Below are 15,069 nucleotides of genomic sequence, written 5' to 3' on the forward strand. Positions count from 1 at the left end.
AAGGGTGAAAGCCGCAGGGGCCTAGCGCGCGATGGTGTTGGTCAGGCGGATCTTGTTCTGCATTTGCAGCAGGCCGTAGACCAGGGCTTCCGCCGTGGGCGGGCAACCCGGCACATAGACGTCGACCGGCACGATGCGGTCGCAGCCGCGCACCACCGAATACGAATAGTGGTAATAGCCGCCGCCGTTCGCACAGGAACCCATGGACAGGACCCAGCGCGGTTCGGGCATCTGGTCGTAAACCTTGCGCAGCGCGGGCGCCATCTTGTTGCACAGCGTGCCGGCCACGATCATCAGGTCGGACTGACGCGGGCTGGGGCGGAAGATGATGCCGAACTGGTCCAGGTCGTAACGCGCCGCCCCGGCATGCATCATTTCCACCGCGCAACAGGCCAGACCGAAGGTCATGGGCCACAAGGAGCCCGTCTTGGCCCAGTTCAGGAACTTGTCCGCGCTGGTGGTTATAAAACCTTCTTTCATAATGCCGTCGATAGCCATAATTTGCCTTTAGCCCTGGAACGGACAGGAGGTTTGCATTTCGCACATAAGCTTGCGGCCGCAAGCCCGCCTGCTTCGTTCCATTTGAATTCGCATCTACTTAAATTTTTGAACAACGGCTTGCCGCAACGCCGGACAACCCGCAATAAGCGCCGATCATTCCCAATCGAGCGCGCCCTTCTTCCACTCGTAGATAAAGCCCACGGTAAGAATGGCCAGAAACACAAGAACCGTCCAGAAACCGACCATGCCTATCGTGCCATTGGCCATGGCCCAGGGGAAAAGGAAGGCGATTTCCAGGTCGAACATAATGAACAGTATGGCAACCAGGTAGTAGCGCACGTCGAACTTCATGCGCGAGTCGCTGAAGGCCTCGAAGCCGCACTCGTATTGCGACAGTTTTTCGTCGTAGGGACGATGGGGGCCAAGCAGGCGGCCCGCCGACAGCAGCGCAAAACCGATCAGTGTTGCAACGACTATAAACAGCAGAACGGGAAAGTACTGTTGCAGATTCATGCGGCGCATCCAATCACAATAAGTAAACTCTCGGATTGTAGCATTTTGAGAGCGTCATTCCGCTGAATGACCCTATGCTGAAACATGTTGGCGCAACGGCTGGCGCAAGCCGCTACGAAGCGCTTGAGTTAACACGACACGGGCGCGCAAACCAGTCAACTTCGAGACTGGCATCGTCGAGATACGGGGAAAAATCACTTACGTTCAGATCGGAGCACATATTCTGGACAGACCATTCGACAGGCACGATCAATGCCGTTCGCCTCACGCAAAAAACCACCCCGAGGGGTGGTTTTTTGCTGGCAGTACTGCTTGCCTTAGTTCTGCTGGCAACCCGGCAAGCCGGGCCGCCTCGGCGCATAGACGAGCTATGCAGTCCGATTAGAACTGGTGACGCAGGCCGACGCCCAGAAGGGTCGACTTGGCATCAGGCAGGAAGTAAGCGTTCTTGGCGTACGAACCGATAGCGTACACGTTGGTGCGCTTGGACAGGTTGTAGGTGTAGCCCAGGCTGTACGTTTGTTGCTTCTTCCACTCTTGACCAACCGTGTTGTCAGGCTGGCTGGTAGGATCAGCCATGGTCCAGGAAGCCATGACCTTGCCATTGCCGATAGGAGCAGACACACCGACCAGGTAGGAGTTGATCTTCAGGCCTTCAGCGGCGCCGAACGAAGAGGTCTTGAATGCGGAGTCGCCACCGTAGTCGTTACCAGCGAAGTAACCGTTACGGGTTTGGCCGAAAGCCAGGTGAGCCTTGACGACTTCGAAGTCGTAAGCAGCACCCAGGTTCCAGGACTTGACGGTCGAATCTTGACCACCGTTAACAGCCTTGGTGTACTCGTAGACAGGCAGGCCAGTCGAGGTCACGCCAGTTTGGCTGGTGCCGGTTTCAGCAGCGGTACCCTTGACCTTGAACGTGTCATAAGTCAAAGCAACAGCCAGGGGGCCGTTAGCGTAACGCAGACCGGTCGTGATGGCACGCTTGTTGGTGTCGTCGGTACCCGACTCTTTCCATTCTTGGCCGCCGTCAACGTTGAACGAGTAGCCAACGCCGAATTGGAAGCCCGAGAAGTTCGGGGTTTGGTACATGACCATGTTGTCGTAGCGAACCGTGTTCACAGCGGTGAAGGCTGCGCCCATGTTGGCTTGACCGAAGCCCAGGCCGAACGGATCGATGGCGCCGAAGTACTTGGAGCCGATGTTGGTTTGACGACCGAAGTCCAGTTGACCCCATGCGTCGCTGGCCAGACCCAGAGTGGCCTGACGACCGAACAGGCGATCGCCTTGAGCATGCTTACCGGTACCCAGATCGAAGCCGCTTTCCAGTTGGAACACAGCGCGCAGGCCGTCGCCCAGATCTTCAGCGCCTTTCAGGCCCCAGCGGTTGCCGGACTGAACGCCATTGATCAGGCCAGTCTTGGTGTACTTGGCATCGGTAGCACCGGTGCGATTTTCAGCACGGCTGGTGTTGCCTTTGATTTGCTGGTAACCGATACCACCGTCCAGGATACCGTACAGGGTAACCGACGTTTCTGCTTGAGCAACACCGAAGAAGCCGACGGTGAGAGCAGCAGCGAGCAGAGTCTTTTTCATGTAAGAAATCTCCGTAGATTTGAGTAACTAGAGCAGCGACGACCAAACTGTGCTGCTGCTCTTTCTAACTCCGCGATGGGAAGTTGCTGCTATTGCATCAAAATTCACGGCTCATGGCTATGACCGTGTTGGCAAAAGTGGGGTTTTTCACACAGGCTGTAGACATAAAACAACAAAACACCCTGTTTTACGCCTTCGAATAGGGGATTACCCGATACTTTTTCGTTGCCTTCGGGCCACACTTTTTGAGGTGTTTTTTTATTGATACCGATTCTAGCTAAAGACCGCAGGCGCTTGTTTTTATTGGTAGTTTTACGGCGCTATTCGACTGAAATTTTTTGTTTTATTTTCAAAGCTTTACTATCAAAGGCAGTTCAAAAAGCAGGGCCGCTCATAGCTGTCTAAGGTGGTTGTCCCAGGCCAGATCCGCCGCGGCCGCCACCCTTGCGGGTTCCGGTTTTCCGGGCGTCAATCGCGCCAGTTCACCCTGGCCGCTGCTGGCCAGAAAGCCCTTATCCGCAAGCGGCGCCACGCCGCAGCCGTCGAACATGCGCGTCACGCCCAGGCAGCGGCCGCTGGCCGCATCCCAATACATGATTTGCCCGCCCACCGGGCTGGATGTGGCGATGCGCGTTCCCGATGCATTGCGCGCCAACGAGCCCACGTAGTTCTTCATGCCGCGCAGGGCGTCGTCGGGGCCGGTGAACAGCTCCGGCGAACCGCCGCGGCGATGGCGCCCCACCAAAGGAGGACGCTCGCCCGCCGGGCCGGTGTGCTGGCAGCCGAACCAGACCGAGCCCGCGCCATCCACCACAAGATGGCGTATGGACAGACGGTTAAGCCCGGCATCGAGAAAGACCTGTTCCAGCAACTGGCCGCCATGCATGTCTATATAGGCGAGCGACGGCCGCATGTCGTCCGCATTCAGCTGCAGCTTGCCATAGTCGGGATGCGTCAGTATGCCGCCGTTGGCCACGCACAGCGTACGGCCATCGGGCATCAGCACCACTTCATGCGGGCCCACGCCATGGGTGGGCACCTCGCCCACACGCCGATAGCCGCCGCCTTGGCTGGCGTCGTACAGTCCCAACACGCCACGGCCCGCTTCATAGTCGTTTTCCGTGGCCGCCATCAAACGCCCGTCGGGCGAGAACACGCCATGGCCGAAAAAGTGCCGGCCCGGCGCAACGTCCAGTGTCTGCGGCGCACGCTTGCCCGCCGCATCGAACGCAATGGCAAAGAAACCCGGTTGCCTGCCGAACGCCACCACGCGTCCGCGCGCGGCATCGATGGCAAAGCTATGCCCGCGCCCCGGCAAGGGCAGCACTCTTTGATCGCGCCCTTGCGCATCGAACAGGGCCGCTTCGTAACGGCCGGCGTTCTTGCGCGCGGCCACATATAGACGATGTTCTTCATCCGGCATGCGATGGCCGCCTGAAGCCGCCCGTTGAGCCGCATCGCCCTTCAATCCCGTAGCTGTCGTCGTGCCGGATGCCGCACTCAAGGCCGGCGTGCCGGCCAGGCTGCCGCCCGCAACGGCCATCCAGGCCAGGAAGCGGCGCCGGTCAATCTCCATCGAGCGCATTGAAGCCTATCCTTGCGCCGAAGGCCGGCGCCATGTGTTCGTCTACCACGCTTTTGGCGTTCTTCAGGACGAGCGATACAAGAGTCAGGCCACGATAGCCCTCCTCTGTTTTCAGCAGATCATTGAGGTCGCCCCGCATGGCCCGCAGGCCGTCGCGCGCCTGTTCCAGTTCGTGCCGGACGCTGCCGTCCACCCAGTCCTCGTCCTCGGCATATATATAGGCGCCCGCCTTATAGAACTGCAGCATGCCCTCGATCGAAGCCGCCATGGCTTGCGCCGACAAACCGCTGCGCCAGAATGGCGCCTTGTTGTGCCTGGCCGCCTTGATGTCGGCACCCAGCATGGGCAGCAGCTTCACGTCCCGGGCGAATTGCAGTCCGGTGGACAAGGCCTTGATGGCTTCGGCGGCCACTTCCTGCTGGCTGCGGTACAAGGCGTTCGTGGACGAGGGCGCCGCAAACTGGCGGGCGTAATCGCCCTTTGTCGCCCAGGCCCGGCCAAGCTCGGCCCCCACCGCCGCCAGGTTGCCGGCGACGGCGGTGGCGTAAGCGCATGCGCGCGCCTGGTTTTTCCCGTCATTGGCGCTGCCGCCCCCGGCAGCTTGCGCTTCGGTGGGCGCCAGCAGGCCGCCTGTTCGGTACAGTACATATTCCAATGCGGGCAGGCCCTGCAAGGCCACGCTTTGGGCAGCCAGATCGGCCGCATTGGGAATGGGCTGATCTGCCTGGCCCAGCAGGCCCTGCACTTGGCGCAGGGTGATGCCGCGCGGATCGGGCCAGAAATAAATGCGCTCGTAGCGGTTGGCGGCCACCAGCGGGCCGAAGCGCAGGAACTCGATGCCCGACCAGGCCTCGACCAGTTCCGAGAAATCCAGCTTGAGCTTGTCCGTCCCGGACGCCGCCGGGGCGGCGCACCAGGCGCTCAGGCCTGCCTGCATCTGTTCCGCCGAATGCTGGAATCGCTGCATTGCGGGCGCTATATAGCCCTGCACCAGCTTACCGCCCAGATCGGCCGGCAGTTGCCCCGCGCCCGCCACGCCTGCGCCGCATAGCAGGCCGATTGCCGCCAGCCCCGTGCTCAAAGTGCGGAGAACGCCCCGGCTTTCGGCCCATGTAGGGATATAGGCGCTTATCGATGGCATCGCCGGCCCTCCTTATAAAGATTCCAGAAAACGTATCAGATCGGCGCGCTGCTCGGGCGTCATGTCCACCACCCGGTCCCGCGCCGCCTGCGCTTCGCCGCCATGCCACAGTATGGCTTCCAGCAGGGTCCGGGCCCGCCCGTCGTGCAGCCAGGTCGCATTGGGATTGACGGTCTTGGTCAGGCCTATGCCCCATAAGGGCGGCGTGCGCCATTCGCGGCCGCCCGCTCCGCCCTCGTCCTGCCCATCGGCCAGGCCGGATCCCATGTCGTGCAACAGCAGGTCGGTATAGGGCCAGATCAGTTGGAAGCGGTGCTCGGGCCGTTCGGCATCGCGCCGGGTCACGTACTTGGGCACATGGCAGCCTATGCAGTTCGATTCGTAGAACAGCTTCTTGCCGGCCAGCACGCGTTCATCGCCCACGTCGCGGCGTTGCGGCAGCGCCAAGTTCTGGGAATAGACGGTCACGAAATCCATCAAGCGTGCGGGGACCTCGTGATCGCCCAGATGCGGCTGCGCGCCATGCGGCATGGCGTGGCAGTCTTTCTGGAACGGCGTGCAGTCACCGTAATGGCTGGGAAACATGGGCGTGGACAAGCCCATGTCGCCCGAAAAAGCGTTGGCCGACTGATGCTCGACCGTGGGCTGGCCGGCCTTCCAGTTGAAACGCCCCAGCACCTTTTCTCCGCTGCGGGGATCGTGTATCCAGTTGGGCCGGCCTGAAATCCCGTCGCCGTGGTCGCGCTCGGCGTGGGCCAGGATATCGTCCTGGTGGATGGCCTCAAGCAGGCCCAGACCCAGCATGGGCGGCGCCAGCCGGGGCGAAAGCCGGACATCGGGATGCAGAGGCCCATAGGCCAGGTCTTCCACACTGTAGGCGGGATCCATCAGGACGGCTGTCTCGCCGCCGTTCAGTTGCACGGGAATTTCGCGATAATCGATCTTGATCCGCCCCTCGGCGGCCAGGCCCGGCACCGCGAAAGGCTGCAATTGATGCCCATAGACCGGATCCGGCAATGAGGCCACCTCGCCCTGGTCCAGGCGCCGGCGCGCATCTTCGCTGTTGTCCGGCAAGGAAAGGCGCAGGAGCAAGGCCACGGCATCGCTGCGTTCCAGCGGATCGAAGCCCGGCACCGTGCCCCGGCCGTCCTTGACGTGGCAGCCCTGACAGGACCGCGCGTTGAACAAGGGGCCCAGTCCGTCGGAGGCCTGGGTGGACGATGGGGATGAAACCCAATCCTTGCGGAACAGGCCGTTGCCCACCATGAATTCCTGACGCCCTTCGAAGTCCAAATTGGCCGCCGGATGCGAGAAGATATCGGGATTGATCAGTTTTTGAACGGTGCCGGCGCCCCCCTGCATGACCTCGAACTGTTCGGGCTTGCTGAAGTCGGTGGCGGGCTGCGTAATGGCCTGGACCCGCTTGCGATCCTTGGGATCGAGGTCGGACCTCGACGGCGAGGCGCTGGCGGGCATGACCAGCATGCCCGCCAACAGTATGGATACAGCTATGTATTTCACGCTAGATAAGACTTTTGCTTGTGCGCCGGGGATGCCCCGGATCCACTATTTGAATACGGCGTTGGGATTGTCCAGGCTGTCGGACCCCTCGAGCTCGATGCCGCCCAGCTCCAGGGCTGCGATCACGCGCTCTATGCTGCGGGTCTGAGCCACCAGGCCGTCGATGACCGCCTGCACCACGGCATTGCCCGCCGTATTGCCTTGCGCGATCATCTGATCGTAGGTTTCCGTTTTTTCGGCGCGGTCCTTCATGGCCTGCATGGCTTTCAGGGTGTCATCCAGCTTGGCGCGCATCTCGGCATCCAGCCCCGCATCGACGCCCTTGACCAGATCCGACAAGGCGGCGCCCTTGACCGTCGAGCCATCCACGCGCACATACCGGCCCAGGTAGACATTCATCATGCCGACCTGATTGTAGAAGTGCGAATTATGCGTATTGTCGGAAAAGCAGTCGTGCTCTTCCTCGGGATCGTGCAGCATCAGCCCCAGCTTGATGCGCTCGCCGGCCAGTTCGCCGTAGGAAAGGCTGCCCAGTCCGGTCAGCATGGCGATCAGCCCCGCCTTGGGATCCTCCTGCACGGCCTGACGCGCCTCGCCGTCGGCCTTCCAGTTGCCGACCATTTCCTCCAGGTCGGACACCAGCAGGTCGGTGACCACCTGCAGGTACTGGCCGCGGCGCTCGCAATGGCCGCCGGTGCAGTTGGCCGGGTCGAAATCGGTATGCGGGCGGTTGCCGGCGTGGCGTTCCATGGGAGTGCCGGTCCGGCCGGCCGGGGCGGGCCCGGTGCCGTTCAGGTCCTGGCCCCACAGCAGGAATTCGATGGCGTGGTAGCCGGTGGACACGTTGGCCTCGTTGCCGTCGGCTTCGTGCAGCACGTCGCGCAGCAGCTCCGGCGTTATCGTGGATGCGTCGACGGCCTTGCCGCCCACGCTGAGCTTATTGTTGGCGATGACGTTGACGACATAGTAGGCGTTGGCGTCGGATTCGGTGCCGTAGGATGCGTCGACATAATCGATCATGCCTTCGTCCAGCGGCCAGGCGTTCACCCTGCCCTCCCAGTCGTCGACAATGGGATTGCCGAAACGGAAAGCCTCGGTCTGCTGATAGGGCACTCGAGCCGCCAGCCAGGCATCGCGCGCGGCGGCCAAGGTCTTGGCGCTGGGCCCGGCCAGCAGGGCATTCACCGATTTCCGCAAGTCCCTGGCCGTGGACAAGGCATCTTCATAACCGGCCAAGGCCACGTCGGCATAGGTTTTTACGACAGACTTGGGCTCGACCGCGGCCTGGGCTCCCGTCATCATTGTTGCGGCCAGAACCGCCCCCAAAAGCAAATTGCGCATGGCTTTCATCACTCCCTTACCCGCGACGCCCCCACGGCGCCGCGATATTGTTTTCAGCAAAATGTAAGTGTAAACGATTTTCATTACGAACCATGGAAGCACGCAGGAATGCATGCAGTCCGATGGCGCCGGCTGTGCCATCCACCGTCGAAGCCCGGGCCATGAACCGCTTTAGGGGTTTTCGAGGATACTGACTTCCACCATCACCGATAACAATGAGGCGTCCATGGCCGCAGCGGGCAGACAGGGCCGTTGCGGTCACAGGGCGCACCATTGAAAGGAAGCTTGAATGTCGGCAATCGTAAAAGTACAGAATATCCATAAGCAATTCGGCGACAACGAAGTCTTGAAAGGCGTGTCCTTCGAGATCAGCAAAGGCGAGGTGGTCGCCATCATCGGCCAGAGCGGATCAGGAAAAAGCACCGCATTGCGCTGCATCGATCATCTGGAAACCATCAATAGCGGCACCATAAGCGTATGCGGGCACGAACTGGGCTCGGCGTCGATCGACCTGCGCCAGTTGCGCCAGGACGTGGGCATCGTGTTCCAAAGCTACAACCTGTTCCCGCACCTGACCGTAAAGCAGAACATCACCCTGGCCTTGAAGCATGTAAAGAAGCTGTCCAAGAAAGCATGCGCCGACAAAGCCGACCAGGTCCTGCAAAAAGTGGGCTTGAGCGAGAAGGCCGACAGCTACCCCGAACAGCTTTCCGGCGGCCAGCAGCAGCGCGTGGCCATCGCGCGGTCGCTGGCCATGGAGCCGCAGGTCATGCTGTTCGACGAAGTCACGTCGGCATTGGACCCGCAGTTGACCAGCGAAGTGCTGAAAGTCATCGAGGATCTCGCCGCCGGCGGCATGACCATGATCCTGGTCACCCATGAAATGAGCTTCGCGCGGCGGGTCGCCGACAAGATCATCTATATGCACCAGGGCCTGGTATGGGAAACCGGCGGCCCTGAGATCCTGACGCATCCGCAAACCAGGGAGTTGCAGGATTTCGTCGGGACCGGCTTATGACGCCCGGCACGGAGTAGCCCCGGAAAAATCCGCCACGGAAATCAGCAACAACTGCCAGGGGCATGGCAATTATCTTCATTTACTTGTATGATAACTGACAAGTAAGCCCAGGCATTGCCGCAAGCGCAGTCCACTTTACCCGTATCCCCCTCTTCCTCAACCCAGAAACTTGCGTGCCCGCATACGGGCACATGGAGAAAAACCAGATGGATCCTCAACAACTGAAAGCCGTCATGGGCTCGGGCCTGTTGTCCTTTCCTTTAACGGATTTCGACGCCAACGGCGATTTTCACGAAGCCGGCTACCGGCAGCGCCTGGAATGGCTGATGCCATACGGCCCCAGCGCCTTGTTCGCGGCCGGCGGCACCGGCGAGTTCTTTTCGTTGACGGGGCATGAATACCCGCAGATCATCAAGGCGGCCGTTGATACCTGCAAAGGGAAAGTGCCCATCATTGCGGGCGCCGGCGGCCCGACCCGCTTTGCCATCGAATGCGCCCAGGCCGCTGAAAAGGCCGGGGCCGACGGCGTGCTGCTCCTGCCGCACTACCTGACCGAAGCCGGCCAGGAAGGGCTGGCGGCCCACGTGGAGCAGGTATGCAAAAGCGTCAAGTTCGGCGTCATCGTCTACAACCGCGCCAACAGCCGCCTGACGCCGGACACCCTGGAGAAACTGGCCGAGCGCTGCCCCAACCTGATCGGATTCAAGGACGGTGTGGGCGATATCGAATTGATGTCGGCCATCCACCTGCGCATGGGCGAGCGCTTTTCCTACCTGGGCGGCCTGCCGACGGCCGAAGTCTATGCGGCCGCCTACAAGGCGTTGGGCACGCCGGTGTATTCGTCGGCGGTATTCAACTTCATCCCCAAGACGGCCATGGCCTTCTACGAGGCGGTGGCGAAGGACGACACCGCTCTTCAGCATCGCATGCTGAAGGACTTCTTCATGCCCTATCTGGAACTGCGCAATCGCGAGCCCGGCTATGCGGTCAGCATCGTCAAGGCCGGCGCCACCCTGGTCGGACATAGCGCCGGTCCCGTCAGGGCGCCGCTGTCCGAACTGAAGCCCGCCGAAGTCCAGGCGCTGGGCGAACTGATCGAAAAGCTCGGTCCGCAATAAGAAGCGGATTCGAAACACGCGGCCGTGCGCAGGTATGCGCGGCCGCCCTCCCCGGCCTCGGCCCGCCTTCGGCGCCGGGGCTTTCTTTATTCGGGCACATTGCTTGCTGGGCGTCTCCGGTACGTGGAGAAAAGCATGGCTACATCGAGCAAGCGCGCCCTATGGAAAGGGGCCATTTCCTTCGGGCTGGTTCATATCCCCATTGCCCTGCATTCGGCCACCCAGGACCAGGGCCTGGATTTCGACTGGCTGGACAAGCGCAGCATGGATCCCGTCGGCTACAAGCGCATCAACAAGGCAACGGGCAAGGAAATCAGCAAGGAAAATATCGTCAAGGGCATTGAGTACGAAGATGGCCGCTATGTCATCCTGTCGGCCGAGGAAATCTCGGCGGCCTATCCCAAGACGACGCAGACGGTTGAAATAGAAGCCTTCGTCTCCATCAGCGACATCCCCTTCGTCTATCTGGAGCGGCCCTACTATATTTCCCCCATCAACAAGGGCGCCAAGGTGTACGCCCTGCTGCGCGAAGTCCTGCTCAAGACCAAAAAGGCGGGCATCGCCAAGGTCGTCATCCAGACCAAGCAGCACCTGGCCATCCTCATGCCTTGCGGTCCCGCGCTCATTCTCAACCTGCTGCGCTGGGGAGACGAAATCCGTTCCTGGGACGACTTGAACCTGCCCGCGCAGGGCACCAAGTCCACCGGACTGACGGACAAGGAGATGGCCATGGGGGAACAGCTGGTACAGGACATGAGCAGCAAATGGAAGCCCGAGGACTTCACCGATTCCTTCAAGGAACAGATACTGCGGCTGGTCAAGGAAAAGGCGGATGCGGGCGAAATCGAGTCCGTCATGGAGCCTGAAACCGAAGAAACGGGCGGCGGCGCCAAGATACTGGACCTGACCGACATGCTGCGGCGCAGTTTGGGCAAGAATGGATCCCTGGAGACCGGCAAAGCGCCAAAAGCGCCCGCCAAAAAATCAACGGCTGCCGGGAAAACCGCTGCGAAGAAGGCCACCGCCAAAGCGGGCGCCGCGAAGAAGGCCGCGCCCGCAAAGAAGGGCAGCCGCAAGACGGCAGCCAAATCCGGCCGCAAGGCCGCCTAGCATGGCCAAATCAGACCCACTGGCATCCTACAAGGCCAAACGCGATTTCACGCGCACGGCCGAACCGTCCGAAGGCGGCGCCGCCGTCGCCAGCGCGCCCTCCTTCGTCATCCAGAAGCACTGGGCGTCCCGCCTGCATTACGATTTTCGGCTGGAGCTGGATGGCACCATGAAAAGTTGGGCGGTCCCCAAGGGACCCAGCTTCGACCCCACCGACAAGCGCATGGCCGTCCATGTGGAAGACCACCCCATTTCTTATAGAGAGTTCGAAGGCGAGATTCCGGAAGGGCAATACGGCGCGGGCAAAGTCATCATCTGGGACAAGGGCATCTGGAAGCCGCTGGGCGACGCGCGCCAGGGCTATCGCCGCGGCAAGCTGGAATTCGAGCTGCACGGACACAAGCTGAAGGGCCGGTGGGCTCTGGTGCGCATGAAAGGGAAGTCTGAAAAGCAGGATCCCTGGCTGCTAATCAAGGAAAAAGACGAGTTCCAGCGCCCTTCCGCCGAGTTCAGCGTGGTGGACGAAATGCCGGACAGCGTAGCGCGGGAGCCCGATCATCCGGATCCGCCCGCTCAGGCGCGGGCGGGAAAGAAATCGCCCCTGCCCGCCACACTGAAGCCGCAGCTGGCGACGCTGGTCGACTCGGCGCCCTCCGATGCGGAGGCGTGGCTGTATGAAATCAAGTTCGACGGCTACCGCCTTCTGGCACGCATACAAGAGGGTAGCATCCGCCTTTTCACCCGCAACGGAAACGACTGGACCGCCAAGCTGGGCGCACTGGCCCGGCAGCTCGAGTCCCTGCAGCTTCCGGAAGGATGGTATGACGGGGAAATCGCCGTGCTCGACAAGAATGGTCTGCCCGATTTCCAGGCGCTGCAAGGCGCCTTCGACACCACCCGCACGGAAAAAATCGTGTACTACCTTTTCGACCTGCCTTTTTGCGGCGGCAGGGACTTGCGCCAGCTTCCCTTGGTCGAAAGGCGCGCTTTGCTGGAAACCGTGCTGCGCGACGCCAAGGCCACCGAGCGACATGAGGCAATCCGCTACAGCGCAAGCTTTGAGGAGAGCGCGAAAGACATCGTGGTGTCGGCATGCAGGATGGGACTGGAGGGTGTCATAGGAAAAAGAAAAAGCTCCCGCTACGTGTCGCAACGCTCGACCGACTGGATCAAACTGAAGTGCAGCATGCGCCAGGAGTTCGTGATCGGGGGTTATACCGACCCAAATGGTTCCCGCAGCGGCGTGGGCTCCCTGCTGCTGGGTGTGCATGACGAAACCGGCGCCTTGCGGTATGCCGGAAAAGTGGGCACCGGCTTCAACAGCAAAATGCTGAACGCCATCAGACAGAAGCTGGACGCGCTGCATGCGGCAAAGAGTCCTTTTTCGGCGGCGTCGGACATCGAGAAGAATGCCCACTGGGTGCGCCCCGAATTGCTGGCCGAAGTCTCGTTCGGGCAATGGACCAAGACGGGCCGGATCCGCCATTCGGTATTCCATGGGCTGCGCAGCGACAAGCCCGCCATCGCCATCGTCAGGGAGACCAGCATGCCCTCTGAAGCCGTCCGGAAGTCCGATCGTTCCAAATCCTCCGCCAAGGGAAAAGAGCCTGTCCTGGACAAGCTCAAGGTCACCCATCCCGAACGCGTGGTCGAAGCGTCATCGGGCGTCAGGAAGATAGACCTCGTCCGCTTTTACAGCCTGGTGGGGCCGCTGATGATGGAGCACCTCAAGGGCCGCCCCGTATCGCTGGTGCGCGCGCCCGAAGGCGTGAAAGGCCAGTTGTTCTTCCAGAAACACCTGGAGACGGCCACCATGACAGGGGTCAGGCAACTGCCCAAGAAGCTGGATCCCGGTCACGATCCGCTGATGGAGATCGCAACGGAACAAGGGCTGCTGTCCGCCGCCCAGATGAACGTCATCGAGTTCCATACGTGGAACGCCGTCAAGACCGTGATCGCCCGGCCGGATCGCATGACCTTCGATCTGGATCCCGGCAAAGGCGTGGAATGGCAGGCCATGCAGGAAGCCGCCCTGCTCCTGCGCGCCTTCCTTCAGGAGCTGGAGTTGCATCCATTTGTAAAGACCAGCGGAGGCAAGGGCCTGCATGTGGTGGTCCCGCTGCAAAGGCGCCATGACTGGGATACGGTCAAGGCCTTTTCGCATGCCATCGTCCTGCACATGGCTGCCACCCTGCCTCGGCGCTTCGCCGCGAAAAGCGGTCCGCGCAACCGGGTCGGAAAAATCTTCATCGACTATTTGCGCAATGGCTTCGGCGCCACCACGGTATGCGCCTGGTCCGCGCGCGCGCGCCCCGGCATGGGCGTGTCTGTTCCCATCGGATGGGATGAAGTCGAGAAACTGAAAAGCTCGGACCAGTGGCGGGTGCAAAACATACACGAAAGACTGGATCGGGGGAACCAGCCGTGGGCGGAGTACGGCAAATCCGCCAAGGCTCTGGGCAAGGCCATGAAGATACTTGAGTTCAAGCCCGGAGAATGACTTTCCGGCGGGCCCGAAACTTGCCGGAAGACCGGGCATCGCATCCATTCATTTACCGTGCCGCGCCGCCGCTCAGGAGATTTGCATGAAAATTTCGCTTAAACCCCTAAAGGAACAAGTCATCGTCATTACAGGCGCCAGCAGCGGGATCGGGCAGGCCACGGCCCGCGAGGCGGCGCGCCGTGGGGCGCGCCTGGTGCTGGCGAGCAGGAACCGCCAGGCCCTGGACGCGCTGATCGAGGAGCTGAAGGAACAGGGCACGGAGGCCATCGCGGTGCCGGCCGACGTGGGCGTCTATGAGAACCACAAGAAAATCCTGGATGCCGCCATGACGAGGTTCGGCGGAATCGAGACCTGGGTCAACAATGCCGGAGTTTCCATCTTCGGCAAGCTCGAAGAAGTCGCCATCGAAGACCAGCGCCAGCTGTTCGAGACCAACTTCTGGGGCGTGGTCTACGGCTCGTTGACGGCGGCCGGCCAGCTTCGCCAGACCGGAGGCGCCATCATCAATGTGGGCAGCGAGGTCTCCGACCGCGCCATTCCATTGCAGGGCGCCTATTCGGCGTCGAAGCATGCGGTAAAAGGCTATACCGACGCCCTGCGCATGGAGCTGGAAGCCGAGAACGCGCCGGTTTCCGTCACCCTGATCAAGCCGGCCTCTGTGGACAGCGGCTATGTCGAGCACGCCAAGAACTACATGGACGTGGAACCGCGATTGCCGCCCCCGCTGTACAGCCCCAAAGCCGTGGCGGACGCCATCCTGTATGCGGCGGAGCATCCCATCCGCGACGTGTTCGTGGGCGGCGCCTCGAAAGCCGTATCCATGTTCGGCAACAGCATGCCTTCCGTCGCCGACAAACTGTTTGGACGCTCCATGATCAAGGCTCAACGGAGCGCCAGGCCCGCCCTGCCGCGCCATGACGCCCTTTGGGACGCGGGCGACATGGCCGATGCGCGCGCGTCCCCTCGACGCAATGTGCATCAGTCCAGCCTGTACACCGAATTGAATACACGCTGGCGCGGTCTGATGTGGGTGGGTGCCGGCGTGGCGGCGGCTTGCACGGCCTTGCGCTATCTGCCCCGATCCAATCGCCGGCCCTGACGCCTTTCAGGCATTCATGGACTGTT

At 61.4% G+C, this 15,069-nt stretch carries 12 protein-coding genes; 5 read left to right on the forward strand and 7 right to left on the reverse strand.

Features of this window, described 5'->3' with window-relative positions; genetic code table 11:
• Nucleotides 1-21 precede the first annotated feature (21 nt).
• From OEG81_RS12455 to OEG81_RS12485, 7 genes are all read right to left on the reverse strand, one after another.
• A complete protein-coding gene (locus tag OEG81_RS12455; protein ID WP_264129579.1) occupies nucleotides 22-498 on the reverse strand; it encodes a NuoB/complex I 20 kDa subunit family protein in 477 nt (158 codons plus the stop codon).
• A 156-nt stretch (nucleotides 499-654) separates the two neighbouring features.
• On the reverse strand, nucleotides 655-1,014 hold the full coding sequence (locus OEG81_RS12460; protein WP_264129581.1) for an NADH-quinone oxidoreductase subunit A: 360 nt from the start codon (nucleotides 1,012-1,014) through the stop codon (nucleotides 655-657).
• Nucleotides 1,015-1,395: 381 nt separating this feature from the next.
• Complete coding sequence (locus OEG81_RS12465; protein WP_264129582.1) at nucleotides 1,396-2,607, reverse strand: porin; 1,212 nt, start codon at nucleotides 2,605-2,607, stop codon at nucleotides 1,396-1,398.
• 391 nt (nucleotides 2,608-2,998) lie between these two features.
• On the reverse strand, nucleotides 2,999-4,183 hold the full coding sequence (locus tag OEG81_RS12470; RefSeq protein ID WP_264132585.1) for a DUF1513 domain-containing protein: 1,185 nt from the start codon (nucleotides 4,181-4,183) through the stop codon (nucleotides 2,999-3,001).
• Complete coding sequence (locus OEG81_RS12475) at nucleotides 4,173-5,333, reverse strand: imelysin family protein (RefSeq protein WP_264129583.1); 1,161 nt, start codon at nucleotides 5,331-5,333, stop codon at nucleotides 4,173-4,175. Before OEG81_RS12475 ends, OEG81_RS12470 begins: the two co-directional genes overlap by 11 nt.
• Before the next feature lie 12 nt (nucleotides 5,334-5,345).
• Nucleotides 5,346-6,818 (reverse strand): di-heme oxidoredictase family protein, encoded by a 1,473-nt coding sequence (locus OEG81_RS12480; protein ID WP_264132586.1) that lies wholly within the window; start codon nucleotides 6,816-6,818, stop codon nucleotides 5,346-5,348.
• Nucleotides 6,819-6,899: 81 nt separating this feature from the next.
• On the reverse strand, nucleotides 6,900-8,195 hold the full coding sequence (locus OEG81_RS12485) for an imelysin family protein (protein WP_264129584.1): 1,296 nt from the start codon (nucleotides 8,193-8,195) through the stop codon (nucleotides 6,900-6,902).
• Between the two features lie 289 nt (nucleotides 8,196-8,484).
• Here OEG81_RS12485 and OEG81_RS12490 point away from each other — a divergent pair, with 289 nt between their 5' ends.
• The 5 genes from OEG81_RS12490 (at nucleotide 8,485) to OEG81_RS12510 (ending at nucleotide 15,043) form a co-directional block, all read left to right on the forward strand.
• Nucleotides 8,485-9,213, forward strand: coding sequence for an amino acid ABC transporter ATP-binding protein (locus OEG81_RS12490; protein WP_264129585.1), 729 nt, complete (start codon nucleotides 8,485-8,487; stop codon nucleotides 9,211-9,213).
• A 206-nt stretch (nucleotides 9,214-9,419) separates the two neighbouring features.
• On the forward strand, nucleotides 9,420-10,331 hold the full coding sequence (kdgD, locus tag OEG81_RS12495; RefSeq protein WP_264129586.1) for a 5-dehydro-4-deoxyglucarate dehydratase: 912 nt from the start codon (nucleotides 9,420-9,422) through the stop codon (nucleotides 10,329-10,331).
• A gap of 135 nt (nucleotides 10,332-10,466) precedes the next feature.
• Nucleotides 10,467-11,441 (forward strand): Ku protein, encoded by a 975-nt coding sequence (locus OEG81_RS12500; RefSeq protein ID WP_264129587.1) that lies wholly within the window; start codon nucleotides 10,467-10,469, stop codon nucleotides 11,439-11,441.
• A gap of 1 nt (nucleotide 11,442) precedes the next feature.
• Nucleotides 11,443-13,941, forward strand: coding sequence for a DNA ligase D (ligD, locus tag OEG81_RS12505; RefSeq protein ID WP_264129589.1), 2,499 nt, complete (start codon nucleotides 11,443-11,445; stop codon nucleotides 13,939-13,941).
• A gap of 85 nt (nucleotides 13,942-14,026) precedes the next feature.
• Nucleotides 14,027-15,043: an SDR family oxidoreductase gene (locus OEG81_RS12510; protein ID WP_264129590.1), complete on the forward strand. Its 1,017-nt coding sequence runs from the start codon at nucleotides 14,027-14,029 to the stop codon at nucleotides 15,041-15,043.
• The last annotated feature ends 26 nt before the right edge of the window (nucleotides 15,044-15,069 follow it).

This window comes from Pollutimonas sp. M17 (assembly GCF_025836975.1).
In the GTDB taxonomy this organism is placed as follows: domain Bacteria; phylum Pseudomonadota; class Gammaproteobacteria; order Burkholderiales; family Burkholderiaceae_B.